The sequence below is a fragment of the Streptomyces virginiae genome, from assembly GCF_041432505.1.
Lineage (GTDB): Bacteria > Actinomycetota > Actinomycetes > Streptomycetales > Streptomycetaceae > Streptomyces > Streptomyces virginiae_A.
In genome coordinates, this window is record NZ_CP107871.1 from 7,128,600 (window position 1) to 7,152,318 (window position 23,719).

Here is a 23,719-nt window from a genome sequence, read left to right on the forward strand (position 1 = left end):
GGGGATGGCCACGACCGCGCAGGACGTCCGCCTGATCGCACTGTCCCTCCCGGACAGCACGGAGAAGCCGGCCTGGGGCATGCCGACCTTCCGGGTGGGCGGGAAGATCTTCGTCTCGCTGGCCGACGACGACACCTCGATCGGCGTGAAGTGCCCCAAGGAGGAGCGGGCGGAGCTGATCGCGGCGGAGCCCGAGAAGTTCTTCGTGCGCGCCGGACACGACGACAACTACGCCTGGATCCGGGTGCGGCTCGCGGCGCTGCGGAACGCGGAGGAGCTGCGCTCCATCCTGATCGACTCCTGGCTCCAGGCGGCCCCGAAACGCCTGATCGCCGCGCATCCGGAACTGACCGACCCCGCCGGCTGAGCGGCCGGAATCGGCCGATCCGCAGCCGGATCGGTCACGGTTCGAGGAAGGAGCGTGGTGCGGCGCTCTCCGTCGCCCTGCCCAGGCCCTGCTGTCCTGCGCCTTCGTCATCGCCTGCGATTTCCTGACCGGATACCTGTACGACCGCGGGGCGGCCCTCTCCCAGACCTTCAGCGGGTCCTGGATGGCGTGGTCCTTCGCCTACCTGGCCGCGTGGGCGGTCTTCGCCGCCGGCCCTTCCAGAACCTGGGCCGGCGCCTCCTGAAGGCCGCGACGCGGTCGCGGTCGGGCGCCGGTGGACATGGTCGACGCAGAGCCGGAAGCGGAAAGGTGCGCGCGACCACCCCATGAAGTGCGGTATCGTTCTCCTGCGCGTTCAACCAGGGGAAAGCCCAGGTCAGCGCGCATCGGGACGTGGCGCAGCTTGGTAGCGCACTTGACTGGGGGTCAAGGGGTCGCAGGTTCAAATCCTGTCGTCCCGACTGTGCTTCACGCACGTCGGAGGTCGTTCTCTCATCCATGGGAGCGCGGCCTTTCGTGCGTTTCGGGGCGCGGGGGAGTCGTGTGTCCGTGCGGCCGCCACGCCGGCGCGGCAGGATGGCCCCGGGGCCACGTCTTCCGGAGAGGTACGGGCCGATGTGGGTGACCGGCGAGGCGTACGAACCGTATGTGGGGCGCTGGAGCCGCGTGGTGGCACGCCGCTTCGTCCGCCTCTTGGATGCGGCTCCCGGGGGCAGCTGGCGCGACATCGGGTGCGGCACGGGTGCGGTGACACGGGCCGTGCTGGATCTGGCCGAACCGGAGAGCGTCGTCGGCATCGATCCGTCCGCCGGCTACGTGCGGTACGCGCGGAGGAACATCACCGACGCGCGGGCGCGGTTCGTCCTGGCCGACGCCGTGAACCTGCCCTTCGCCGACGCCACGGCATCCGTCGCCGTCAGCGGGCTCGTGCTGAACTTCGTACCGGACGCACCCCGGGCGGCGGCCGAGATGGCCCGTGCGGTCCGGCCCGGGGGCCTGGTCGCGGCGTACCTCTGGGACTTCGAGGAGGGCGGCATGGAGGCCATCCGTGCCTTCTGGGACGCAGCGTCCGCCCTGGACCCGGCCGCCCGGGACCTGGACGAGGCCGTCAGGTTCCCGCTGTGCGGGCGGGCGCCGCTGCGGGGGCTGCTGGTCGGGGCGGGGCTGGAGGACGTGGAGGTGGACGCGATCGTCGTGCCCACCCGGTTCTCGGGCTTCGACGACTACTGGCAGCCGTTCCTGGGAGGGCAGGGGCCGGCGCCCGCCTACGTGGCCTCCCTGCCCGAGGGGCGTCGCGCGGAGCTGCGCGAGCGGTTGCGGTCGGCGCTGCCCCGGGCCGCGGACGGCTCGATCCCGCTGCGTGCGCGGGCCTGGGCCGCACGGGGCCGGCGCGCGGCGTGACCGAGGGGCCGCTCCGCAGCGATCCGAAGCGGCCCCTCGACATGGTGCGCCCCGACGGGGACGCTCCGCGACCCGGGTCGTGACGACCCGGGTCAGACGGTCGTGCCCGCGTCGGCCTCCCGTTGCATGCCCGCGCACAGCGCCCAGACGACGAACAGGTTGACGGCGATCAGGATCACGGACCACCACGGGTAGTACGGGAGCCACAGGAAGTTGGCGATGGCGCCGAGGCCGGCGATGGTCACGCCCAGGAAGCGCGCCCACAGGGCTCCGGTGAACACCGCGCAGCCGGAGAGGACGAGGGCGATGCCCACGATCAGATGGACCCAGCCCCAGCCCGTCAGGCTGAACTCGAACACGTAGTGCCGCGTCACGACGAACAGGTCGTCCCTGGCGAGGGCCGCGATCCCCTCGAGGATCGCCATGGCGCCCGCGAAGACCATCAGGGCGCCCGCGGCGATGGTCGTACCCGATGTGGGCGCATGCCAGGCGCTGGGCGGCGACGAGCTGGTCCGGGGTCTGCTGGCGTCACTGGCCATGTCGGTCTCCTCGGTGGCAGAGCCGCTCCGGCGCACCGGATTCGGCGTTCCCCCGATTCAGCGTGGCACGGTCACCCTCCGTCGGCACGTGGAGCCGCCCGGCCGACCCTGTGCGCCGAGGGGCCGCCGCCGAGGGGCCATGCCCCGGGAGCGCGGCTAGCCTGGAACTGCGGTACTCCAGCGCGATCGGAGGGCCGGAGCGATGACCCGTGCCGACTGGCTGCTGGGACCCGGTGAACGGGGCAACCCGGCGACGCGCCTGGACCGGCGCCGCCCGGACGGGGCGGCCTGGTCCCGGGGGAACCACGTACGCCCCCTGGTCCACGGAGCCGTGTACTTCGCGGAGCTCCTGGAAGCCGTCCGCGCGATGGGCCCGGGCGACCTGTTGCTGTTCACCGACTGGCGCGGCGACCCCGACGAGCGGCTCGACGGACCCGGCACCGAGATCGGCTCGGTCCTGTGTCGGGCGGCCGAGCGCGGCGTCGTCGTCAAGGGCCTGCTGTGGCGTTCCCATCTGGACGGTCTTCACTTCAGCCAAGAAGAGAACCTCCACCTCGGCAAGGAGCTCGCCCGGGCCGGCGGGGAATGCCTGCTCGACATGCGCGTCCGGCCGGGCGGCTCCCACCACCAGAAACTGGTGGTGCTGCGCCATCCCGGCCGCCCGGAGCTGGACGTGGCCTACGTCGGCGGGATCGACCTGTGTCGCAACCGCAACGACGACGCCTCGCACCGCGGTGACCGTCAGTCGCTGCCCCTGGCCGCCGCCTACGGCCCGCACCCGCCCTGGCACGACGTCCAGCTCGCCCTGCGCGGGCCGGTCGTCGGCGACGTCGAGGCCGTCTTCCGCGAACGCTGGGAGGATCCGGCTCCGCTCAGCCGGAGCCCGCTCACCCGCCTGCGGGAGCGGATGCACCGCGAGGACATCAGTGCGGACCCGCTGCCGGCGCAGACACCCGATCCGCAGGTCTGCGGTACGCACACCGTCCAACTGCTGCGGACCTACCCGAACCGGCTGCTGTCCGGCTACCCCTTCGCCCCCGACGGCGAGCGCAGCATCGCCCGCGGGTACACCAAGGCGCTGCGCCGGGCCCGGGCGCTGATCTACCTGGAGGACCAGTACCTGTGGTCGCCCAAGGTGGTGGACCGCTTCGCCCGGGCGCTGCGCGATCACCCGCGGCTGCGGGTGATCGCCGTCATCCCCAGCGTCCCGGAGGAGGACGGTCCGCTCACCTTGCCGATGAACCTGATCGGGCGGATCACGGCCCTGGACGAGCTGCGCCGGGCCGGCGGCGACCGGGTCGCCGTGTACGGCCTGGAGAACCGGGCGGGAACCCCGGTCTACGTCCACGCCAAGGTGTGCGTGATCGACGACGTATGGGCCTCGGTCGGCTCCGACAACATCAACCTCCGCTCGTGGACGCACGATTCCGAGCTGGGCTGCGCCGTGTACGACGAGTGTCCGGACCCGCGGGCGCCGGCCGATCCGGCAGGGCTGGGGGACGGGGCACGGGCCTTCGCCCGGGAGCTGCGGCTGGAGCTCATGCGCGAGCACACCGAGGCCGGGGCGGGGGACGAGCTGTGCGACCCGGTGTCCGCTTTCGATGCCTTCGCGACGAGCGCGACGGCCCTGGACGCCTGGTACTCGGGCGGCCGCCCCGGTCCGCGGCCACCGGGCCGGCTGCGCAGGTACGAGCCTCCGGAGCTGGCCGCGACCCGCAGGATGCTCGCGACACCCCTGCACCACCTGCTGGTGGACCCGGACGGCCGCCCGCTCGGCATGCGGCTCCGCCGCAGGTTCTGAGACGCCTGCCGACGGCAAACCATTGCAAAAACGTACGAACTCATGTCACATAGTGCCCGTTCCCGGCACGGTGGGTACCGCTTAAGTGACCAAAATGGCGGCGGGTTAGCATATGAGCACCGCCTAGCTCGAAAGATAATCCTGTGACTGTCAATGAGGACTCGTTCACCAGCTGGAAGAACCGCGAGGAGATCGCGGAGTCGATGATCCCGATCATCGGGAAGCTGCACCGGGAGCGGGACGTCACGATCCTGCTCCACAGCCGCTCCCTGGTGAACAAGTCGGTGGTCAGCATCCTCAAGACCCACCGCTTCGCCCGGCAGATAGCCGGTGAGGAGCTCTCGGTCACCGAGACGCTGCCGTTCCTGCAGGTGCTCACCACGCTCGATCTCGGCCCGTCCCAGATCGACATCGGCATGCTCGCCGCGGAGTACAAGAGCGACGACCGCGGCCTGTCCGTGGCCGAGTTCACCGCCGAGGCCGTCGCCGGTGCCACCGGCGCCAACAAGCTCGAGCGCGGCGAGGGCCGCGACGTCGTCCTGTACGGCTTCGGCCGCATCGGCCGCCTCGTCGCCCGCCTGCTGATCGAGAAGGCCGGCTCCGGCAACGGCCTGCGCCTGCGCGCCGTCGTCGTCCGCGGGGGCGGCGAGGCCGACCTGGTCAAGCGCGCCTCGCTGCTGCGCCGCGACTCGATCCACGGCCAGTTCCAGGGCACGATCACCGTCGACGAGGCGAACAGCACGATCATCGCCAACGGCAACGCCATCAAGGTGATCTACGCGAACGACCCGTCCGAGGTGGACTACACCGAGTACGGCATCAAGGACGCCATCCTCATCGACAACACGGGCAAGTGGCGCGACCGCGAGGGTCTGTCCAAGCACCTGCGCCCCGGCATCGACAAGGTCGTGCTGACGGCTCCGGGCAAGGGCGACGTCCCGAACATCGTGCACGGCGTCAACCACGACACCATCAAGCCGGACGAGCAGATCCTGTCCTGCGCCTCCTGCACCACCAACGCGATCGTCCCGCCCCTCAAGGCCATGGACGACGAGTACGGTGTCCTGCGCGGTCACGTGGAGACCGTCCACTCGTTCACGAACGACCAGAACCTGCTGGACAACTACCACAAGGCCGACCGTCGTGGCCGCTCCGCGCCGCTCAACATGGTCATCACCGAGACCGGTGCCGCCTCGGCCGTCGCCAAGGCGCTGCCCGACCTGAAGGCGCCGATCACCGGCAGCTCGATCCGCGTCCCCGTGCCGGACGTCTCGATCGCCATCCTGAGCCTGCGTCTGGGCCGTGAGACCACCCGCGACGAGGTCCTCGACTACCTCCGCGACGTCTCGCTGCACTCGCCGCTCAAGCGCCAGATCGACTTCACCACGGCTCCCGACGCGGTCTCCATGGACTTCGTCGGTTCGCGCCACTCCTCGATCGTCGACGCGGGCGCCACCAAGGTGGACGGCGACAACGCCATCCTCTACCTCTGGTACGACAACGAGTTCGGCTACTCCTGCCAGGTCATCCGTGTGGTCCAGCACGTGTCCGGCGTCGAGTACCCGACCTACCCGGTTCCGGCGGTCTGATCCGTCGGAACGCACGCCGTCCGACCGGCCGCTTCGACAGGCGGGGTGATGGTGGGAGGGCGACCGATGCCGACGCGCATCGGTCGCCCCGCCCGCCGTCCCGCGCCTGTCGTGCGTCCCGCCCCGGTCCGCGCGACGCCCACGAGAGGCCTCGCCCCCGGGGACGGCCCCGTCCACCGCCGCTGCCGGCGCGGTACGTGCCTCACGCGGGGGCCCGCGCCGGTCGCCGCAGCAGGTAACCGGCCGCGGCCACGACCAGTACGGCCATGCAGGCGATGAACACCAGCCCGGCGCCCTCCAGACCGATCGGGCCCACCAGCAGCCCCACCCCGATCACGGGCAGCGAGATGCCGGTGTAGGCCACCACGAACAGCATCGAGATCACCGCCGCCCGGCGGTCCGGCGGCGAGGCCGCGGCCACCGCGGCCAGGGCCCCGCGGAGGGCCAGGCCCTGTCCGACCCCGCCGACCACGGCGCTCGCCACCACCAGCGCCAGCAGGTCCCACCACAGCGCGCCCGCCAGCAGCGCCAGCCCGGCGAGCAGCCCGGCGCAGCCGAGCGGCAGTGACCGGCCCACCCCGATCCGGCCGACCGCCAGTTGCCCGGCGGTCGAGGCGAAGAAGGCCAGCGCGACGATCAGCCCGGTCACCGCGTGGTTGTGCACGTCCAGGGACTCGGCGAGGAAGGCGGGGCTGACCGAGGTGAACACCCCGAACAGCGCGAAGCCGACGAACGAGGCGATCGCCGCGGGCGCGAACACGGACCGCACCTGCGGGGGCAGGCCGGGCCGCTGCGGTCGCACGGTGCTCAGCGGCTGCCGGTCCCGCACGGTCTCGGGGAGCCGTGCCAGGACGGCGGCCGAGACGGCCACCAGCGCGAGGTGCACGACGAACGGCAGGTACAGCGGCCAGGCGGCGTACTGCGCGAGCACACCGGCGAGCAGCGGCCCGCAGCCCAGCCCGCCCATGTTGGCGGCCGTCGCCACGAAGGTGGCCCGTGAGGTGCCGCCCTTCGGGGCCAGTTCCATCACGTAGGCCGTGGCGGCCCCGGTGAACAGTCCGGCGGACAGCCCCGACAGCAGCCGGCCGGCGTACAGCCAGCCCATGCCGGTGGCGCACAGGAAGCAGACCGCGCTGGCGGCCGAGAAGGCCAGGCCGGCCAGCAGCACGGGCCGTCTGCCGACGGTGTCCGACGCGTTGCCCGCCAGCAGCAGTACGCCGATCACCCCGAAGGCGTACACGGCGTACACGACGGTCACCATCAGCTCGGAGAAACCGAACTTCTCCTGGTAGAGCCCGTACAGGGGGGTGGGCAGCGTGGTGCCCGCCATGCACACGGCGAACACCGCCCCGCCGAGCAGGCACTGGCGCCACCGCCGGCGATCACCGTCCATGCCGCCGACGGTAACCCCGCCGCCGCGGCTCGGCACGGCGGCGACCGGGCCGTCGGTCAGGGGCGGCCCGCGTGGAGTTCCAGCGGCCCGGCGCCCGTGGCGCGGGCGGTCAGACAGGCGGTGATCTGCCGGCGCAGGGCGGGTTTGACCAGGCCGGGGAGCTCCGCGGGGGTGACGGTGCGCCACTGGAGCAGCTCGGTCCGGTCCAGCCGGATGCGGGCGAGGACGGAGGCGTCGAGGACACCGCCGTCGTAGAGGAAGCGGATACGGGCCGGACGGCCGGGCTTGTGGGCCCAGTTCACGGCGAGCAGTCGGCCCGGGGCGAGGTCCAGGCCCAACTCCTCGTGGACCTCCCGCCGGGCGGCGGCGCGCGGGATCTCGCCGAGGTCGCTGTCGATGCCGCCGCCCGGCAGGTTCCAGCGGTCGGACCGGCCGTACGCGGGCTGCACCAGCAGGATCCGGCCGTCGGAGCCGGTGAACAGCACGCTCGCCGCGGTCACCGCCTTGGGGCGGCTGGCCCGGTGGCCGGCCGGGTCGAGGGTGCCCGAGTGCTCCAGGGCGATGCGCCGGGCGGGGTCCAGGCCGGCGGGGGAGCCGGGCTGGGGCACCCCGTCGACGAGGTGGGCGAAGGAACCGGCGTGCAGGGCGGCCAGCGCGGCGCGCAGCCGGGGTGCGACCGGGGCGGGCAGCAGTGCACAGGCCGCCTCCGGCGGGAGCCAGCGCGCCTCGGTGCCCTCCCGGTCGGGGACGGAGATCGCCGCCACCTCCGGGGGCGGGAGCGGGCCGACGAGATGGACGTGCACGATCAGGGAGCGGCCGGTCGGGCCGGGCGGCCGGGAGTCCACCGCCAGCAGCCGGCCGGCCCGCCGGGCGAGGCCCAGACCCTGACGCAGCGTGCGGGCCAGTCCTTCCTCCGGGGTCTCGGCGCCCTCGACCGCACCGCCCGGAAGCTCCGGCTCCGACCGGCCGGGAGTGGTCAGTACGAGGACCCGCCCGCGCGTGTCCAGGACGACCCCGGCGGCGGCCACGAGCGGGGAGGGACGGTCGGGCACGGCAGGCTCCTGAGGATCGGGTCGGCGGCGCGAGCACCATGCCCCGGCCGTGGTGGGTGCCCGGCGCCGACGCGCCGGCTCAGGCGCGGGCCAGCAGCAGGCCGCCCATGGTGACCATGGTCGCAGCGACGAAACCGTCCAGGACCCGCCAGGCGGCCGGACGGGCGAGCAGACCGCTGAGCAGCCGGGCCCCGTAGCCCAGACCGGCGAACCAGATCAGGCTGGCCAGCACGGCCCCGATGGCGAAGGCCCAGCGCAGGTCCCCGCGGTCGGCGGCGACGGAACCGAGGAGCAGCACGGTGTCCAGGTAGACGTGCGGGTTGAGCCAGGTCATGGCCAGTGCGGTCAGCACGGCCCGGCGGGCGGACCCGCTCGTCGCGCCCTCCGCGGTCAGGGCGGTGTCCGGGGCGGGCCGCAGCACCCGGCGGGCGGCGAGGACTCCGTAGCAGATCAGGAACCCGCCCCCGGCCAGTGCGACCACCGTCAGGGCGGCCGGCCAGGCGGTGACGAAGGCGCCGACGCCGGCGACGCCGAGGGAGATGAGGACCGCGTCGGAGACGGCGCAGACGGCGACCACGGCGAGGACCGCGTGACGGCGCGCGCCCTGGCGAAGGACGAAGGCGTTCTGCGCGCCGATGGCGACGATGAGGGAGAGTCCGCTGCCGAAGCCGGCCAGGGCCGCGCTGACGATGCCGTAGTTCATGACAGCGACGGTAGGCAGCGAGATCGGTTCAGTACAGCTAAAGATTTTTACGTACCATTAGCGCTCGTGATGGATGAGCTTCCGCTGGACCAGGTACGCACACTGCTCGCCGTGGTGGACGAGGGCACCTTCGACGCGGCGGCGGCCGCCCTGCACGTGACCCCCTCCGCGGTCAGCCAACGGGTCAAGGCGCTGGAGCAGCGGACCGGGCGGGTGCTGCTGATGCGGACGAAGCCGGTGCGGGCCACCGAATCCGGGGAGGTGGTGGTCCGCTTTGCCCGGCAGCTGGCCCGCCTGGAGCGCGACGCGCGTGCCGAGCTGGGGATGGCCGACGGGATGGGCCCGGTGCGGCTGCCGATCGCGGTGAACGCGGACTCCCTCGCCACCTGGTTCCTGCCCGCGCTGGCACGGGTGCCGCAGGATCCGCCGGTCTGCCTCGAACTCCACCGCGAGGACGAGTCGCACACGACCGCGCTGCTTCGGGAGGGGCAGGTGATGGCGGCGGTGACCTCCTCGCCCGACCCGGTGGCCGGCTGCAGCGTACGGATGCTGGGGCTGGTCCGGTACCTGCCGGTGGCGAGTCCCGCGTTCGCGGCCCGGTACCTGACGGGGGAGCCGGAGCGGGACCTGCGGGAGGCGCCGACGATCGTGTTCGACCGGAAGGACGACCTCCAGGACGCCTTCGTCCGCGGGCTGACGGGGGACCCGGCGATCGGGGCGGGTCCGGTACGGCACTACATACCGACGTCGGAGGGGTTCCGCGACGCTGTGGTCGCGGGGCTGGGGTGGGGGCTGGTGCCGGAGCAGCAGTCGAGACCGCTGGTGCGGGCGGGACAGTTGGTGCTGTTGGAGCCGCTGCGGCCGATGGACGTACCCCTGTACTGGCAGCAGTGGAGGCTGGACTCGCCCGCCCTGTCGACGGTCGCGGAGGTGATCGCGGCGGCGGCCCGGGAGTCGCTGCGCAACCCCCCGGCCTGAACCGGATCGACAAGGCCCGGTCCTGGCGGGCCCGATCCGACCTGATCGACAGGGCACCCCCTAAGCTGCGGACCATGGAGTCCTACACGATCGGCCAGGCCGCCCGGCTGCTCGGCGTCAGCGTCGACACGGCCCGGCGTTGGGCGGATGCCGAACGCTTCCCCACCCACCGCGAGGGCACCCGGCGGATGGTGGACGGCCCCGACCTCGCCGCCTTCTGCGTCGAGGCCGCGCAGGAGGGTGCCGAGGGCGAGGAGGTCCCGTACACCTCGGCCCGCAACGCCTTCCCCGGCATCGTCACCGGGGTGAAGCTGGGTACCGTCGACGCGCAGGTGGAGATCCAGGCCGGGCCGCACCGGATCGTTTCGCTGCTGACGCGCGAGGCGGTGGAGGAGCTCGGGCTGGAGGTGGGCGCGCGGGCCACGGCGCGCGTGAAGTCGACGAGCGTGTTCATCGATCGGGTCTGATACGGGCGGCCGGGTCCTCCCGGGCCGGTGAGCCCGGACGCAGGCGTTCCGGCGGCGATGGCAGACTGGCCGCTGATCCGCCGAAGGGGAGTACGCCGTTGTCCATGTTCAGCAACCTGCGCCGGGTCGTGCGGCGCAGCTACCGGCGGGCCGTCGACCTCAGCCATCCGTCCCGCTCCCCGCTCGGCAGCGCGGTGGTCAACTGCATCGTCTACCGCGACGGCGTACGGCAGGAGGACTGCGCCGAGGTCGAGGAGGCACTGCGCCGGGTCCGCAAGACGGGCGACGGCTTCGTCTGGATCGGTCTGCACGAACCGTCGAGGTCGGAGCTGGCCGGGCTGGCCGAGCTGTTCGGCCTGCACCCCCTCGCCGTCGAGGACGCGGTGAACGCGCACCAGCGTCCCAAGGTGGAGCGCTACGACGACACGTTGTTCTCCGTCTTCAAGACCGTGCGCTACGTGGAGCACGAGGAGCTGACCGCGACCAGCGAGGTGGTGGAGACCGGTGAGCTGATGGCCTTCACCGGCCAGGACTTCATCATCACCATCCGGCACGGCGGCCGCGGCACGCTGGGCCCGGTCCGCGAGGAGCTGGAGGCCGCCCCGGACCAACTGGCCAACGGTCCCGCGGCCGTTCTGCACGCCATGGCCGACCACGTGGTCGACGACTACGTGGCCGTGACGGACGCGGTGCAGAACGACATCGACGCCGTCGAGACCGCGGTGTTCAGCGAGGACGGCGGCCGCGGCGACGCGGGGCGGATCTATCAGCTCAAGCGCGAACTCCTGGAGCTCCGGCGGGCGGTGGCGCCGCTGGGCCGCCCGCTCCAGCAGTTGGCGACGCAGCCGATACCGGTCATCCCGCCGGAGACCCGCGCGTACTTCCGGAACGTGGCGGACCACCTGACCCGGGCGACGGAACAGATCGGCGCCTACGACAACCTCCTCGACTCCATCCTGCAGGCCCACTTGGCGCAGGTGACCGTCGCCCAGAACGAGGACATGCGCAAGATCACGGCATGGGCGGCGATCGTCGCCGTGCCGACGATGGTCTGCGGGGTGTACGGCATGAACTTCGACCACATGCCCGAACTGCACTGGACCTACGGCTATCCGCTGGTCCTCGGCGTCATGGCGCTCGCCTGCTTCGTCATCCACCGGGGGTTCAGGCGTAACGGCTGGCTCTGACCGGACGCGACCGTTCCCTGGGGCGCGCCCGGGTATTGAGCTGCCGTCAGCTCTGGTAGTAAAGTTTCCTAACGAAGCTGGGACGCCTCAACTACCAGATGGAGGCCTTGTGTTCACCCCCCGCCGCAAGATGCTGGCGATCGGTGCGTTGCTCGGCAGCGCGCTGATCGCCGTCCCCGTCGCCGCCCATGCCACCACGACCCCCGCCCCCGCGGCGGAGGCCGCCGCGGTGGCGGCCGCAGGACTCGACGATCCGGCGAAGAAGGAGATCGCCATGAAGATCGTCTCCAGTGCGGAGAACTCCTCGCTGGACTGGAAGGCGCAGTACAAGTACATCGAGGACATAGACGACGGCCGCGGTTACACGGCCGGCATCATCGGATTCTGTTCCGGCACCGGCGACATGCTCGACCTCGTCGAGTACTACACGCAGATCAAGCCGGGCAACGTCCTCGCCAAGTACCTGCCCGCCCTGCGCAAGGTCGACGGCAGCGACTCGCACGCCGGCCTCGACCCGAACTTCACCAAGGACTGGGCGAAGGCGGCCCAGGACGCCGACTTCAGGAAGGCCCAGGACCACGAGCGCGACCGGGTCTACTTCAACCCGTCCGTGAACCAGGGCAAGGCCGACGGGGTCGGCGTGCTGGGGCAGTTCATCTACTACGACGCCATCGTCATGCACGGCGACGGCGGCGACTCCACGAGCTTCCGCAACATCCGCAAGCGCGCCCTGTCCAAGGCCAAGCCCCCGTCCCAGGGCGGCAACGAGACCGCTTACCTGAACGCCTTCCTCGTCGCCCGGGTCTGGGCGATGAAGCAGGAGGAGGCGCACAGCGACACCAGCCGGGTCGACACCGCGCAGCGGGTCTTCCTGAAGAAGGGCAACCTGAACCTCAACACGCCGCTCGACTGGAAGGTCTACGGGGACTCCTTCCACATCGGCTGACGGTGCGCCCGGACCGGGGCGGGGGTCCTCCTCCCCGTCCCGGCCCGCGGTGTCGCGGGGCGATAACGATGTGGGTAACGATCAGAGCAGTGGCGGGGGCGTCAAGTGGGCCTCTTGTGCGGACGTTTCGGACGTTCAGGGACATGGTGCTGCGGTTGTGTCCCGAAGTCGTAACTCCGGTGCCGGAAATCGGGCGGTCCAGCCGATTTGGCCTCCCCATAAGTGGCTTGACCGCGACGTAAGGGGGGCATAAGTTCTGCCCCGGCTTGCTCCACCAGGACGGGCCGAACCAACCGTCCTCTGGGGGGACCCTCATGAACCACTACCTTGACGTTCTGAAGAAGTACGCCGTCTTCTCCGGCCGCGCGCGCCGCCAGGAGTACTGGATGTTCTTCCTCTTCAACCTGGCCGCCGTGGTCGTCCTGTCGATCCTCGACGGCGTGCTGGGCACCTCCCCGATCCTGTACGCCATCTACGTGGTCGCGGTCTTCCTGCCGAACCTGGGCGTCACCATCCGCCGTCTGCACGACACCGGCAAGTCCGGCTGGTGGATCCTCATCGGTGCCGTCCCGCTCGTCGGCTTCATCTGGATCATCGTCCTGCTGGCCACCGCCGGTCAGCAGCAGCCGAACCAGTACGGTGCGGACCCGAAGGCCTACGCCGCCTGATCTGCAGTACGGGCCTGATCAAGGCCTGAACGCCTGAGCGCCGCCCCTGGCCGATAACAGCCGGGGGCGGCGCTTTCGCCTTTTCCGGGGCCCGCCGGGGCCCGCGTGACATGCGTCTCGCGGACTGGCGGCCGGGGGCTGTGCTGACCGGCCCGATCACGAGATATCTTGATGTCGAGCAATGTTGCAGACGAGAGACGCAGACTGTGGAGCGGAGCATCCGGTGACTGACTCGACCATCATCTACACGCACACTGACGAGGCCCCGGCCCTCGCGACGTATTCCTTCCTGCCTGTGATCCAGGCGTACGCGTCGACGGCCGGTGTGAATGTCGAGACCCGTGACATCTCCCTGGCCGGTCGGATCATCGCCGTCTTCCCGGAGTACCTCCAGGAGAGCCAGCGGATCGCCGACGCCCTCGCCGAGCTCGGCGAGCTGGCGAAGACCCCGGAAGCCAACATCATCAAGCTTCCGAACATCTCGGCCTCGATCCCGCAGCTCAAGGCCGCGGTCGCCGAGCTCCAGGGCCAGGGCTACGCCCTCCCGGACTACCCGGACGACCCGAAGACCGACGAGGAGCGCGACATCCGCGCCCGCTACGACAAGGTCAAGGGCAGCGCCGTCAACCCGGTCCTGCGCGAGGGCAACTCCGACCGCCGCGCCCCCGCCTCGGTCAAGAACTACGCCAAGACGCACCCGCACCGCATGGGCGCCTGGACCACCGAGTCGAAGACGAACGTCGCCACGATGGGCGAGAACGACTTCCGCTCCACGGAGAAGTCCACCGTCATCGCCGAGGCCGGCACCCTGCGCATCGAGCACGTCGCCGCCGACGGCGCCACCACCGTGCTGCGCGAGTCCGTACCGGTCCTCGCCGGTGAGGTCGTGGACGCGTCCGTCCTGCACGTCGACGCGCTGCGCACCTTCCTGAACGACCAGATCGAGCGTGCCAAGGCCGAGGGCGTGCTGTTCTCCGTGCACCTCAAGGCCACGATGATGAAGGTCTCCGACCCGATCATCTTCGGCCACGTGGTCCGCGCGTTCCTCCCGAAGACCTTCGCCCGCTACGGCGAGACCCTGGCCGCCGCCGGCCTGTCGCCCAACGACGGCCTCGGCGCCATCCTGAACGGCCTGGGCGCGCTGTCCGACGGCGACGCGATCAAGGCCTCGATCGACGCCGAGATCGCCGAGGGCCCGGCCCTCGCGATGGTCGACTCCGACAAGGGCATCACCAACCTGCACGTGCCGTCCGACGTCATCGTCGACGCCTCGATGCCGGCCATGATCCGCACCTCCGGCCACATGTGGGGCCCGGACGGCGCCGAGGCCGACACCCTCGCCGTCCTTCCGGACAGCAGCTACGCCGGCGTCTACCAGGTCGTCGTCGACGACTGCCGCACCCACGGCGCCTTCGACCCGTCCACCATGGGCTCGGTCCCCAACGTCGGTCTCATGGCGCAGAAGGCCGAGGAGTACGGCAGCCACGACAAGACCTTCGAGATCGCCACCGCGGGCACCGTCCGCCTGGTCGACGCCGCGGGCAACACGGTCCTGGAGCAGGAGGTCGCCGCCGGTGACATCTTCCGCGCCTGCCAGACCAAGGACCTCCCCGTCCAGGACTGGGTCAAGCTCGCCGTCACCCGCGCCCGCGCGACCGGCGTCCCGGCCGTCTTCTGGCTGGACGAGAACCGCGCCCACGACGCGCAGCTGATCGCCAAGGTCAAGACGTACCTCGCCGAGCACGACACCGAGGGCCTGACCATCAAGATCCTCTCCCCGGTCGAGGCCACCGCCTTCTCCCTGGAGCGCATCCGCCGCGGCGAGGACACCATCTCGGTGACCGGCAACGTGCTGCGTGACTACCTGACCGACCTCTTCCCCATCCTGGAGCTGGGCACCAGCGCCAAGATGCTGTCGGTCGTCCCGCTGATGAACGGCGGCGGCCTCTTCGAGACGGGCGCCGGCGGCTCCGCCCCGAAGCACGTCCAGCAGCTCGTCAAGGAGAACTACCTGCGCTGGGACAGCCTGGGCGAGTTCTTCGCGCTGGCCGCCAGCTTCGAGCACCTCGCGACCACCACCGGCAACGCCCGCGCCCAGGTGCTGGCCGACACCCTGGACCGCGCGACCGGCACCTTCCTCAACGAGGACAAGTCGCCGAGCCGCAAGCTGGGCGGCATCGACAACCGCGGCAGCCACTTCTACCTCGCCACCTACTGGGCGCAGGAGCTGGCCAAGCAGACCGACGACGCCGAGCTGGCCAAGGCCTTCGAGCCGGTCGCCAAGGCGCTGTCGGACCAGGAGGAGGCCATCGTCGCCGAGCTCGTCGCGGTGCAGGGCGCCCCGGCCGAGATCGGCGGCTACTACCAGCCCGACGCCACGAAGGCCGCGGCGATCATGCGCCCGTCCGCGACCCTCAACGAGGCGCTCGCCCTCCTGGGCTGATGCCGACGGTCGTACCCACGCGTCGTCCGTGACGACGTGATCCGCTCCGCCCCGGCCGGCCCCGTGCCCGGCCGGGGCGGAGCCGTCTCCGGGGCCCTCGGGGACCGGGCCGTCAGAGGTCTCCTGGCCGCGGAGGGGGCCCTGCGCTAGCGTTCGGGGTCGGTGCGCCGGGGGGCTTCACCGAAAACGCTCTGGGGGTTCTGTGGCACGCCGTTCCGACACGTCCTGCGCCGGTCCCGGATGCGCCGGGCTCCTGCTCGTGCTGTTCGTCCTGCCCACCGTGGGCTATCTGCTGGCGGTGCCCCTGGCGCTGCCGGACCTGCTGGCCGAGCAGTCACCGCCGCAGCAGCTGCGGGGCTTCGGCCAGTACCTCATCGTCTACGCCATCCCGACCGTCGTGGCCCTGCTGCTGGCCGTGTTCGCCTCGCGCCGCCGGTCCGGTGCCCGGTGGCTGGTCCCGGCCCGCGCGGTGTCCCTGCTCGCGCTCGTCGCCGCGGCGCTGTGGTGGACGGAGGGCCAGGTCGGGGACCATCCGGCGTGGAACGTCCGGGCCACCGCCGAGAGCATGGCCGCCGGTCTGGTGGCGCTCGCCTTCGTCGTGGCGGTCCGCCGGTGGGACGCCTCCCGTGGTGGCCCGCGCGTCGCCGTCGGCACCCACCGGCCCGCACCGGGGGAGATCTGGCTGGCCATGGTGCCGCTGCGCGAGGACCCGGCGCGGCAGTTGCGCCACTACTGCGTGGTGCTGGCCGTCCATCCCGGCCACGCGGAGGTCGCCCAGATCACCACGAAGGACAAGGACGGGCGCGCCGACCACATCCGGATCCCCAACGACGGCTGGGACCGGGCTTCCGGGCGCGCCCACTGGGTGGAGTTCGGCCGGACGCCGCGTCTGGTCGACTACGGCATGTTCCTCAAGTCCCGCCCGCAGGGGCGCTGCCCGGCCCCGGTGTGGCGACAGCTCAGCCGGCAGTTGGGCTGATGTCGGCGGCCACCCGGAAGCCGATGTTCCCGGCGGAGCTGTCCGGGGTGTTGCGGGTGCGGGCCGCGACCCGGTAGCGGTTGCAGTACGAGTCGTGGCACATGTGGGAGCCGCCGCGCATGGTCCGTTCCGGGCCGCCGGGCGAGAAGCGGTCGGCGGACCACTCCCACACGTTGCCGACCGTCTGGTGGAGGCCGTACCCGTTGGGCCGGAAGGCCTTGACCGGGGCCGTGCCCGCGTACCCGTCGGCTCGGGTGTTGTGGACGGGGAAGTCACCGTTCCAGATGTTGCACATGTGGCGCCCGCCGGGCCGCAGCTCGTCGCCCCACGGGTAGCGCTTCTGCTCCAGCCCACCGCGCGCCGCGAACTCCCACTCCGGCTCCGTGGGCAGCCGGGTCCCGGACCAGGCGCAGTAGGCCTGGGCGTCGTGCCAGGAGACGTGTACCACGGGGTGGTCCTGGCGGGCGGCGAAGGAGGAGCCGGAGCCCTCCGGTTGGCGCCAGTCGGCCCCGGGGACGGCCCGCCACCACGGGGTCCCGGCCACCGCCGGCGAGGTGGCCGCGAGGGCGTCGGAGAGGAAACCGGCGAAGACGAAGCTGAAGCCGAAGGACTCCGCCTCCGTGACATGGCCGGTGGCCTTCACGAAGGACGCGAACTGCGCGTTGGTGACGGTGGTCGGGGCGATGCGGAAGGCCCCGACCACCTCCTGACGGACCGGACCCTCGCCGTCCGCCGGGAACCCGTCCGGGTCCTCGGTCCCCATCAGGAACCGGCCGCCCGCGAGGGCGACCAGGTCCCGTACGGCACGCGCCGCCGCCGGGTCCGCCGCGGCGGCCGCGACGGGTGCGGGTTCCGGCCGCCGGGTCAGGGCCAGGACCTCGGCGGAGCTCTCGTGTCCGGGGGTGCAGCAGGGGCGGGGCGGCATCGGTCTCTCCTGAAGGGTGTCGTGTCGGAAGGCCACCGTCCTGGGCGGTGCCCGGCCGGGGATGCGGCGGCCGCGGCCACCGCCGCGGCGCCGGCGAGGAAGCCGCGTCTACCGACGGCGCGTTCCGGCGCGTGCTGGGGTGCTCCCTCACGAAGGTCTCCTGTACGTGCGGGAACGGGAACGTACGCACGGGGCTTCGCGGAGGTACCCGCGCACCGTCGAACCCGCAGGTCAGACCCTAGAGGCGGGGTGTGGCAGCACCGTGGCAGGGCTGTGGCGGCTCCATGGCGGCGCTGTGCCGCGCACGTGACGGGAGTTCGGGCCGGCGGATCAGAGCTGGTGGATCCGCTCCTGCTCGAAGGCCAGCGGTGACCGCCCGGCCGCCAGGATCCGCAGCCCCGGTGCCACGGTCAGCAGGTTACGTAGCCAGGCCAGGGCGTCCGGGCCGAGTTGCTCGGCGCCGTCCAGGACGAGCAGCATGTCCCGTTCGGCCAGCCACGAGGCGGTGTTCGCCGTCCCTCGGGCCGGTGCGGGCATGCCGGGTACGGAGCCCAGTTCGGCGGTCAGCTCCCGGACCCCGTAGCCGCCGTGCCGCGGGTTCATGGCGACGACGGCCACCCCGTCGTAGAAGTTGGACGAGATCCGCCGTGCGATCTCCCGCACCAGCAGGCTCCGCGGCTCGCGGAAGGCCCCCGCCACGGTCAGCACGCGCCCCCGCCGAACGGCGGTGAGCAGCCGGGACATTTCGGCGGACGTCGCCGGTAGCGTTCCGGATAAGCCTGTTTCCTTCATCGACCCGGCTTCCCCCATGGCCCCGGATTTCCCCATCGGCACGATGCCCCCACTGCATGCGTGACCACGTGCGGCACGAGGGTTTTTTCGAGCCGCGTGACGACGATTATGCGCCACTTGCGCCGTAAGGCTAGGGGAATGTCGCATTCCGAAGGACCGGTTCGCTGCGGCCCAGGTGGGGACTTCGTACGGGCCGCCGGACGGGCGGCGTAGTTCCCGTGGTCCGTGTGACGTACGTACCGGAACTCCGAGTCCTGGGAACGGTTGTCCGGAAGCCGGGATTGGGCTCTACTGCTGTGCAGCCCCCCAGTCGGGGCATATTCGCGGGAGGGGCCAGAATGACAGCGGACCGGCGAACGGACCGGCGAGCACGGCATCGTGCGGGCGGACGGGAAGAGGGCGCGGGTCGGGCGGCCGGACCCGTCTCGCACCGGCGCCGGCCGGCCTTCCGGGGCCGCAGGCCGCTGCTCGCCACCCTGCTCTCCGCCTTCTTCCTGGTCGGTGTCTGCGCGGCCACCGGAATCGCCTGGGACCCGAGCGACGTGGCCTCCGTGCAGGGGGCCGCGGCCCCCGGCGACCTTCCGGTGACCAATGGGACCGGCGGCTCGCCCGGCGCGTCCGGCGAAGCGACCCCGTCACCCGTCGCACCGCCGGCGCCCACCAAGGGCGCGGCAGCCAAGGGCAACCCCGAGAACGCGGTGGACTCCGGGGCCGAACGCCCCACCGGCGCCCTGCCCTTCGACATGCCGGCGCCGGCCGCCCTGCGCTCGGGCGGGGCGGGCAAGAAGCTGGTGTTCGCCCACTACTTCACCCCCTACCCGCTCTCCCTCGACAACGCGGCCGCCGACCGGGACTACTACACCCGTAACTACCTGAACCCCGACGGTGAGAGCGGGAAGCACGGCCGCTACGGCGGCCTGCTGCGCGACCGGCCGCTGCCCGTGACCCCCAAGGGCGGCGACTGGGAGTACGCCAACCTCCAGCAGGAGGTGCGCACGGCCCGCGCGGCCGGCATCGACGGCTTCACCCTCGACCTGCTCTCCCTCTCCGGCAAGAACTGGGACCGCAGCAACCTGCTGATGGCGGCGGCCCGTTCGGTGGACCCGGCCTTCAAGATCATGCTGATGCCGGACATGACCTCCCTGAAGACCGATGACCCCCGCGTGCTCGCCGAGGCGATCGCCACCCTCGCCGACGCCTCCGCCGCGCACCGGCTCCCCGACGGCCGCCTCGTGGTCTCCCCCTTCAAGGCGGAGGAGAAGAGCGTCGCCTGGTGGACCGAGGTCATCGCCCTCCTGAAGTCCGAGCACGGCATCCGCACCGCCTTCGTGCCGCTCTTCCTCGACTTCGGCGCCCACAGCGACGAGTTCGCCTCGATCAGCCACGGCTTCTCCGAGTGGGGCAGCCGTAGCTACGTCGGCCAGGAGAGCTCCACGCGCGACGTCCGGCGGGCCCACGACATGGGCAAGATCTGGATGCAGCCGGTGTCGGTCCAGGACGCGCGCCCCAACCAGGGCATCTACGACGAGGCGGGCAACACCGCGACCCTGCGGGCCACCTGGACGCGCGCCATCGAGGACGACGCGGACTGGGTGCAACTCACCACCTGGAACGACTACTCGGAGGGCAGCCAGTTCGCGCCCTCCCTGCACAACGGCCACGCGTACCTGGACCTGACCTCCTACTACCTCACCAAGTTCAAGACGGGCGGCTGGCCGAAGATCGTCCGCGACACCCTCTACCTCTCCGCGCGCACGCAGTTCGCGGACGCCGACCCGACGGGCGACCAGTCGCTGGTGATGTCGCTCCGCAAGGGGAGCGCCCCGCCCCGGGACAAGGTGGAGGTGCTCAGCTTCCTCACCGGGGCCGGATCGGTCCGTACGACCGTCGGCGCCGCGCAGGGCAGTTACGAGGCCCCCGGGGGGATCCACGCGCAGCTCCTGCCGCTGAAGGCCGGCACCAGCTCGGCGCAGATCGTCCGGGACGGGAAGGGCGGGGTGAAGGTCGACCTGCCGTACCGGGTGGACCACAAGGTGGAGGTGCAGGACCTCCAGTACTACGCGGCGACCAGCGGCCGGGAATCGTAGGCCCGCCGCCCCCTGCCCGCCGCCCCCTGCCCGCCGCCCCCGGGCGGTCCCGTCCGGCGGTCAGTCGCTCGGCGGGGCGAACTCCGGCTGGTCGAGCAGGCGCAGCCAGCTGCCGTCCGGCTGCCGGCGGACGACCTGCGCACGGGCGCCGGAGCCGTCCTTCGGCGGGGTCGAGGTCAGCGCGATGTCACCGCTGACCAGCGTCGGCAGCGGCGCCTCCGGCTCGAAGACGGGGCGGTGGGCCAGCACCTTCTCCCACAGGGCCGAGATCGCCTCGCGGCCCACCGTCAGCTCCCCGGGCGGGTACGCCAGCACCGCGTCCTCCTCGTAGAGCGCGGCGACCCCGGCCGCGTCGCCGGCGTTGGAACGCTCGACGAACAGGCGGGTGATGTCCTCGGGCCGCATCGCCTTCTCGTACACGACTACCTCCGTGGGATGGGTACGTCCGCTGCGCTTCGTCCCTCCAGCCTGATCTTCCGGTGACCAGAAGTCCAACAGATGGATCTTCTGGTCACTAGAATCCTCAGTCATGGAACTGAGGCAGCTCGCCTACTTCGTCGCCGTCGCCGAGGAACAGAACTTCACCCGGGCGGCCGAGCGGGTGCACATCAGCCAGTCCGGGGTCAGCGCCCAGATCCGCCAACTGGAACGGGAACTCGGCGCCGAGCTGTTCGACCGCTCGGCCCGCACCGCGACCCTCACCGCCGCCGGTGCGGCCGCCCTCGCGCCCGCCCGGGCCGCGCTCGCCGCCGCCGCGGCGGTGGGCCAGGCCGTGGGGGACGTGGCCGGCGTGATCCGGGGTCGGATCACGGTCGGCATGGTCGTCGGCTGCACCGTCACCCCGCTCTTCGACGCCCTCGCCGCCTTCCACCGGGCCCACCCCGGTGTGGAGATCGCCCTGCTGGAGGACAACTCCGACCGGCTCGTCCAAGGGGTCCGCGCCGGCGCGGTCGACGTGGCCCTCATCGGGACCGCGACCGCCGCCCCGGCCGGACTGGAAGCCCTCACCCTCGTCAGCGAGCGGCTCGTCGTCGCCGTCCCGCCCGATCACCCGCTGGCCCACCGGCGCCGGGTCACCCTGCGCGACCTCACCGACCACCCGGTCATCTGCATGCCCGCCGGCACCGGCCTGCGCACCGTCTTCGACCAGGCCTGCGCCGCACAGCGGCTCCAACCGGTGATCGCCCTGCAGGCGGGGGCCGCGGACGCCATGGCCGACCTCGCCGCGCGCGGCCTCGGCGTCGCCGTCCTCAGCGAGTCGATGGCCGAAAGCTACCGCGACCGCCTCAACCCCCGCGTCATCGAAGACGTCGACATCCCCGCCCTGCTCTGCCTGGTCTGGCGCGCCGCGCACGGCCCCGCCGTGCGCGAGCTGCTCGCCCACGCGCGCCGAGCCTTCGGCGGCGGCCGTGGTCTACCGGAGCCCGCGGCCGCGGGAGATGATCCGGGGGACAGCCGAGCCTCGCACCCGGAGGAGCAGTGACCGAGCCGATACGACCCGCCGGGTCCGCCCAGGAGTTCCCCGGCGGGCCCGCCCTGTTCCGCCTGGACCCCCGCGTCGCCCATCTCAACCACGGCTCCTTCGGCGCGGTCCCCGTCCCCGTCCAGGAGACACAGGCCGCGCTCCGCGCCGAGGTCCACGCCGACCCCGACGCCTTCTTCGTCGCCGTTGCGGACCGCCTCGCCGAAGCCCGTACCCGGATCGCCGCGCACCTGGGCGCCGACCCCGACGGGATCGCCTTCGTCACCAACGCCACCGAGGGCGCCAACCTCGCCCTGGACGCCGTCCCGCTCGCCGACGGCGACGAGATCCTGGTCACCGACCACGGCTACGGCACCGTCGTCGCGGCCGCCGCCCGCCGCGCCCCCGTCACCGCCGTCGCCCTCGATCCCCACCTGCCCGACGAGGACGCCGTACGGGAGACCGTCCTGGCCGCGCTGACCCCCCGGACACGGGTGGCCGTACTCGACCAGGTCAGCTCGCCCACCGCCCGGATCATCGCCTCCCCCCGGCTCCTCGCGGACCTGCGCGCCCGCGGGGTCACCACCGTCGTCGACGGGGCCCACGCCCCGGGCATGCTCGCCGACCCCCTCGCGGGCGGCGCCGACTTCTGGTTCGGCAACCTTCACAAATGGGGCTACGCGCCCTCCGGCAGCGCCGTCCTGGCCGTCGCCCCGCAGCACCGCCGCCGGATCCGGGCCCTCGTACCGTCCTGGGAGGACGAGCACGGCTTCCCGCGTTCCGTCGAGAACCGCGCCACCGCCGACTACACCGGCTGGCTCGCCGCCCCCGAGGGGCTCGACCTCCTCGAACGCCTCGACGCGGCCAAGGTCCGGGCCCACAACAGCGCGCTGGCCGCCCACGGCGCGGCCCTGCTCGCCGAGCTGCCCGGGCTCACCCCGCTCCCGCACGGCGAGGCCCTCGCCATGCGCACCCTGCGGCTGCCGCCCGGGGTCGCGGAGACCCCGGACCGGGCCCGGGAGCTGCGCGAGCGGATCGCGGCCGAGCACGGCATCCGGGTGCTGATCTGGCCCTGGCCGGGCGGCGGCGGCATCCGCGTCTGCGGCCAGATCTACAACCGCCCCGAGGAGTACGAACGCCTCGCCGCCGTCCTCCCGTCCTACCTCAGGCGCGCCTGAGCAGGTACGTGTCCATGATCCAGCCCTTGCGGGCGCGGGCCTCGGTGCGTAGTTCCTCGATCCGCCCGGCGACCTCCGCGAGCTTGCCCTGCACCAGGATCTCGTCCGGGGTACCGACGTAGGCCCCCCAGTAGATGTAGAGGTCCTGGTCCAGATGGGCGGTGAAGGCGTGCCGCGCGTCCAGCATCACCACCACGTCGTCCACGTCCTGGGGCCAGCCCTCCGCGAGCCTGCGCCCGGTGGTGATCTGGACCGGACGCCCGACCCGGTTCAAGGTGGTCCGGTGCCGAGCCAGCAACGCCGAGATGCTGCTGATGCCGGGCACGACCTCATGCTCGAAGGCCACCCGGCCGTGCTCCAGCACCTCGTCGAGGATCGCGAGCGTGGAGTCGTAGAGGGAGGGATCGCCCCAGACCAGGAACGCCCCGGTCTCGCCGTCCGCCAGATCCTCCGCGATGAAGCGCTCGAAGAGCTCGGCCCGCGCACTGCGCCAGCCGTCCACCGTCGGGGTGTAGTCGGCGGGCGTCCGGTCCCGGTCCGGGTCGCGGCCCTCCACCAACCGGTGGCCGGGACGGGCGTGCGCGTCGAGCATCGCCCGCCGCAGCCCGGTCAGATCCGCCTTCTCCTCGCCCTTCTCCAGGATGAGGAATGCGTCCGCCGCGCCGATCGCCCTGACCGCCTGGAGGGTCAGATGGTCCGGGTCGCCCGCGCCTATGCCGATCACTGAGAACTTCTTCACCG

The 23,719-nt window shown here is 72.1% G+C and carries 22 protein-coding genes and 1 tRNA gene; 15 read left to right on the top strand and 8 right to left on the bottom strand.

All coding sequences use genetic code 11. The annotated features are described in order from the left end of the window. Positions 1 to 4 precede the first annotated feature (4 nt). The 3 genes from OG624_RS32975 (at position 5) to OG624_RS32985 (ending at position 1,789) form a co-directional block, all read left to right on the top strand. The gene (locus tag OG624_RS32975) at positions 5 to 367 is read left to right on the top strand and encodes an MmcQ/YjbR family DNA-binding protein (RefSeq protein WP_033219919.1); all 363 of its coding nucleotides are present in this window, start codon (positions 5 to 7) and stop codon (positions 365 to 367) included. Positions 368 to 775: 408 nt separating this feature from the next. Then, a tRNA-Pro gene (locus OG624_RS32980) sits at positions 776 to 849 on the top strand. 154 nt (positions 850 to 1,003) lie between these two features. Continuing rightward, positions 1,004 to 1,789 carry a class I SAM-dependent methyltransferase gene (locus OG624_RS32985; RefSeq protein WP_266353954.1) on the top strand — a complete coding sequence of 262 codons (786 nt, stop codon included), beginning with the start codon at positions 1,004 to 1,006 and terminating at the stop codon, positions 1,787 to 1,789. Between the two features lie 92 nt (positions 1,790 to 1,881). On the opposite strand, the gene OG624_RS32990 is transcribed toward OG624_RS32985, so the two are convergent. Further along, the gene (locus tag OG624_RS32990) at positions 1,882 to 2,328 is read right to left on the bottom strand and encodes a DUF7144 family membrane protein (protein WP_033219916.1); all 447 of its coding nucleotides are present in this window, start codon (positions 2,326 to 2,328) and stop codon (positions 1,882 to 1,884) included. Between the two features lie 202 nt (positions 2,329 to 2,530). On the opposite strand from OG624_RS32990, the gene OG624_RS32995 reads away from it, so the two are divergent. Further along, complete coding sequence (locus OG624_RS32995; RefSeq protein WP_371588873.1) at positions 2,531 to 4,129, top strand: phospholipase D family protein; 1,599 nt, start codon at positions 2,531 to 2,533, stop codon at positions 4,127 to 4,129. A gap of 143 nt (positions 4,130 to 4,272) precedes the next feature. Next, positions 4,273 to 5,718 carry a glyceraldehyde-3-phosphate dehydrogenase gene (locus OG624_RS33000; protein WP_033219914.1) on the top strand — a complete coding sequence of 482 codons (1,446 nt, stop codon included), beginning with the start codon at positions 4,273 to 4,275 and terminating at the stop codon, positions 5,716 to 5,718. Between the two features lie 202 nt (positions 5,719 to 5,920). Here OG624_RS33000 and OG624_RS33005 read toward each other — a convergent pair whose 3' ends face one another. The 3 genes from OG624_RS33005 to OG624_RS33015 all read right to left on the bottom strand — a co-directional run bounded on the left by OG624_RS33005 (position 5,921) and on the right by OG624_RS33015 (position 8,866). Then, positions 5,921 to 7,111, bottom strand: a complete 1,191-nt coding sequence (locus OG624_RS33005; RefSeq protein WP_371640143.1) for an MFS transporter — start codon at positions 7,109 to 7,111, stop codon at positions 5,921 to 5,923. A 56-nt stretch (positions 7,112 to 7,167) separates the two neighbouring features. Then, the gene (locus OG624_RS33010) at positions 7,168 to 8,163 is read right to left on the bottom strand and encodes an NUDIX hydrolase (RefSeq protein WP_371640144.1); all 996 of its coding nucleotides are present in this window, start codon (positions 8,161 to 8,163) and stop codon (positions 7,168 to 7,170) included. Positions 8,164 to 8,242: 79 nt separating this feature from the next. Further along, on the bottom strand, positions 8,243 to 8,866 hold the full coding sequence (locus OG624_RS33015; protein ID WP_371640145.1) for a LysE/ArgO family amino acid transporter: 624 nt from the start codon (positions 8,864 to 8,866) through the stop codon (positions 8,243 to 8,245). Between the two features lie 69 nt (positions 8,867 to 8,935). Here OG624_RS33015 and OG624_RS33020 point away from each other — a divergent pair, with 69 nt between their 5' ends. From OG624_RS33020 to OG624_RS33050, 7 genes are all read left to right on the top strand, one after another. Continuing rightward, positions 8,936 to 9,844, top strand: coding sequence for a LysR family transcriptional regulator ArgP (locus OG624_RS33020; protein WP_161290845.1), 909 nt, complete (start codon positions 8,936 to 8,938; stop codon positions 9,842 to 9,844). Between the two features lie 74 nt (positions 9,845 to 9,918). Next, a complete protein-coding gene (locus OG624_RS33025; protein ID WP_371640146.1) occupies positions 9,919 to 10,311 on the top strand; it encodes a TOBE domain-containing protein in 393 nt (130 codons plus the stop codon). A gap of 104 nt (positions 10,312 to 10,415) precedes the next feature. Then, complete coding sequence (gene corA, locus OG624_RS33030) at positions 10,416 to 11,498, top strand: magnesium/cobalt transporter CorA (protein ID WP_033219909.1); 1,083 nt, start codon at positions 10,416 to 10,418, stop codon at positions 11,496 to 11,498. Positions 11,499 to 11,628: 130 nt separating this feature from the next. Beyond that, the gene (locus OG624_RS33035; RefSeq protein ID WP_371640896.1) at positions 11,629 to 12,444 is read left to right on the top strand and encodes a chitosanase; all 816 of its coding nucleotides are present in this window, start codon (positions 11,629 to 11,631) and stop codon (positions 12,442 to 12,444) included. Between the two features lie 314 nt (positions 12,445 to 12,758). Beyond that, positions 12,759 to 13,112 carry a DUF805 domain-containing protein gene (locus tag OG624_RS33040; protein WP_033219908.1) on the top strand — a complete coding sequence of 118 codons (354 nt, stop codon included), beginning with the start codon at positions 12,759 to 12,761 and terminating at the stop codon, positions 13,110 to 13,112. Positions 13,113 to 13,335: 223 nt separating this feature from the next. Then, positions 13,336 to 15,555 carry an NADP-dependent isocitrate dehydrogenase gene (locus OG624_RS33045; protein WP_266444720.1) on the top strand — a complete coding sequence of 740 codons (2,220 nt, stop codon included), beginning with the start codon at positions 13,336 to 13,338 and terminating at the stop codon, positions 15,553 to 15,555. A 202-nt stretch (positions 15,556 to 15,757) separates the two neighbouring features. Beyond that, positions 15,758 to 16,534, top strand: coding sequence for a hypothetical protein (locus OG624_RS33050; protein ID WP_051763216.1), 777 nt, complete (start codon positions 15,758 to 15,760; stop codon positions 16,532 to 16,534). Here the strand turns inward: OG624_RS33050 and OG624_RS33055 are convergent. Next, entirely contained in the window at positions 16,515 to 17,459 is a 945-nt protein-coding gene (locus OG624_RS33055) for a formylglycine-generating enzyme family protein (RefSeq protein WP_078909259.1), read from the bottom strand. The genes OG624_RS33050 and OG624_RS33055 overlap by 20 nt on opposite strands. A 330-nt stretch (positions 17,460 to 17,789) precedes the next feature. Beyond that, a complete protein-coding gene (locus OG624_RS33060; protein ID WP_033219905.1) occupies positions 17,790 to 18,203 on the bottom strand; it encodes a hypothetical protein in 414 nt (137 codons plus the stop codon). A gap of 386 nt (positions 18,204 to 18,589) precedes the next feature. Here OG624_RS33060 and OG624_RS33065 point away from each other — a divergent pair, with 386 nt between their 5' ends. Beyond that, the gene (locus OG624_RS33065) at positions 18,590 to 20,338 is read left to right on the top strand and encodes a glycoside hydrolase family 71 protein (protein WP_371640148.1); all 1,749 of its coding nucleotides are present in this window, start codon (positions 18,590 to 18,592) and stop codon (positions 20,336 to 20,338) included. 60 nt (positions 20,339 to 20,398) lie between these two features. Here OG624_RS33065 and OG624_RS33070 read toward each other — a convergent pair whose 3' ends face one another. Further along, positions 20,399 to 20,743, bottom strand: a complete 345-nt coding sequence (locus OG624_RS33070; protein ID WP_266354101.1) for a YybH family protein — start codon at positions 20,741 to 20,743, stop codon at positions 20,399 to 20,401. A 124-nt stretch (positions 20,744 to 20,867) separates the two neighbouring features. Here OG624_RS33070 and OG624_RS33075 point away from each other — a divergent pair, with 124 nt between their 5' ends. Both OG624_RS33075 and OG624_RS33080 read left to right on the top strand, forming a co-directional pair. Then, entirely contained in the window at positions 20,868 to 21,821 is a 954-nt protein-coding gene (locus tag OG624_RS33075) for a LysR family transcriptional regulator (RefSeq protein ID WP_161290815.1), read from the top strand. Continuing rightward, complete coding sequence (locus tag OG624_RS33080) at positions 21,818 to 22,978, top strand: aminotransferase class V-fold PLP-dependent enzyme (RefSeq protein WP_078909257.1); 1,161 nt, start codon at positions 21,818 to 21,820, stop codon at positions 22,976 to 22,978. Before OG624_RS33075 ends, OG624_RS33080 begins: the two co-directional genes overlap by 4 nt. Here OG624_RS33080 and cobF read toward each other — a convergent pair. Further along, positions 22,965 to 23,717, bottom strand: a complete 753-nt coding sequence (gene cobF, locus OG624_RS33085) for a precorrin-6A synthase (deacetylating) (RefSeq protein WP_033219904.1) — start codon at positions 23,715 to 23,717, stop codon at positions 22,965 to 22,967. The genes OG624_RS33080 and cobF overlap by 14 nt on opposite strands. Positions 23,718 to 23,719: the final 2 nt, after the last annotated feature.

Bases quoted from the DNA above. Each gene is read 5' to 3' on its own strand.
- OG624_RS32975 (WP_033219919.1), top strand. From the start codon at position 5: ATGGCCACGACCGCGCAGGACGTCCGCCTGATCGCACTGTCCCTCCCG.
- OG624_RS32985 (WP_266353954.1), top strand. From the start codon at position 1,004: ATGTGGGTGACCGGCGAGGCGTACGAACCGTATGTGGGGCGCTGGAGC.
- OG624_RS32990 (WP_033219916.1), bottom strand. From the start codon at position 2,328: ATGGCCAGTGACGCCAGCAGACCCCGGACCAGCTCGTCGCCGCCCAGC.
- OG624_RS32995 (WP_371588873.1), top strand. From the start codon at position 2,531: ATGACCCGTGCCGACTGGCTGCTGGGACCCGGTGAACGGGGCAACCCG.
- OG624_RS33005 (WP_371640143.1), bottom strand. From the start codon at position 7,111: ATGGACGGTGATCGCCGGCGGTGGCGCCAGTGCCTGCTCGGCGGGGCG.
- OG624_RS33015 (WP_371640145.1), bottom strand. From the start codon at position 8,866: ATGAACTACGGCATCGTCAGCGCGGCCCTGGCCGGCTTCGGCAGCGGA.
- OG624_RS33020 (WP_161290845.1), top strand. From the start codon at position 8,936: ATGGATGAGCTTCCGCTGGACCAGGTACGCACACTGCTCGCCGTGGTG.
- OG624_RS33025 (WP_371640146.1), top strand. From the start codon at position 9,919: ATGGAGTCCTACACGATCGGCCAGGCCGCCCGGCTGCTCGGCGTCAGC.
- corA (WP_033219909.1), top strand. From the start codon at position 10,416: ATGTTCAGCAACCTGCGCCGGGTCGTGCGGCGCAGCTACCGGCGGGCC.
- OG624_RS33035 (WP_371640896.1), top strand. From the start codon at position 11,629: ATGCTGGCGATCGGTGCGTTGCTCGGCAGCGCGCTGATCGCCGTCCCC.
- OG624_RS33040 (WP_033219908.1), top strand. From the start codon at position 12,759: ATGAACCACTACCTTGACGTTCTGAAGAAGTACGCCGTCTTCTCCGGC.
- OG624_RS33055 (WP_078909259.1), bottom strand. From the start codon at position 17,459: ATGCCGCCCCGCCCCTGCTGCACCCCCGGACACGAGAGCTCCGCCGAG.
- OG624_RS33060 (WP_033219905.1), bottom strand. From the start codon at position 18,203: ATGTCCCGGCTGCTCACCGCCGTTCGGCGGGGGCGCGTGCTGACCGTG.
- OG624_RS33065 (WP_371640148.1), top strand. From the start codon at position 18,590: ATGACAGCGGACCGGCGAACGGACCGGCGAGCACGGCATCGTGCGGGC.
- OG624_RS33070 (WP_266354101.1), bottom strand. From the start codon at position 20,743: ATGCGGCCCGAGGACATCACCCGCCTGTTCGTCGAGCGTTCCAACGCC.
- OG624_RS33075 (WP_161290815.1), top strand. From the start codon at position 20,868: ATGGAACTGAGGCAGCTCGCCTACTTCGTCGCCGTCGCCGAGGAACAG.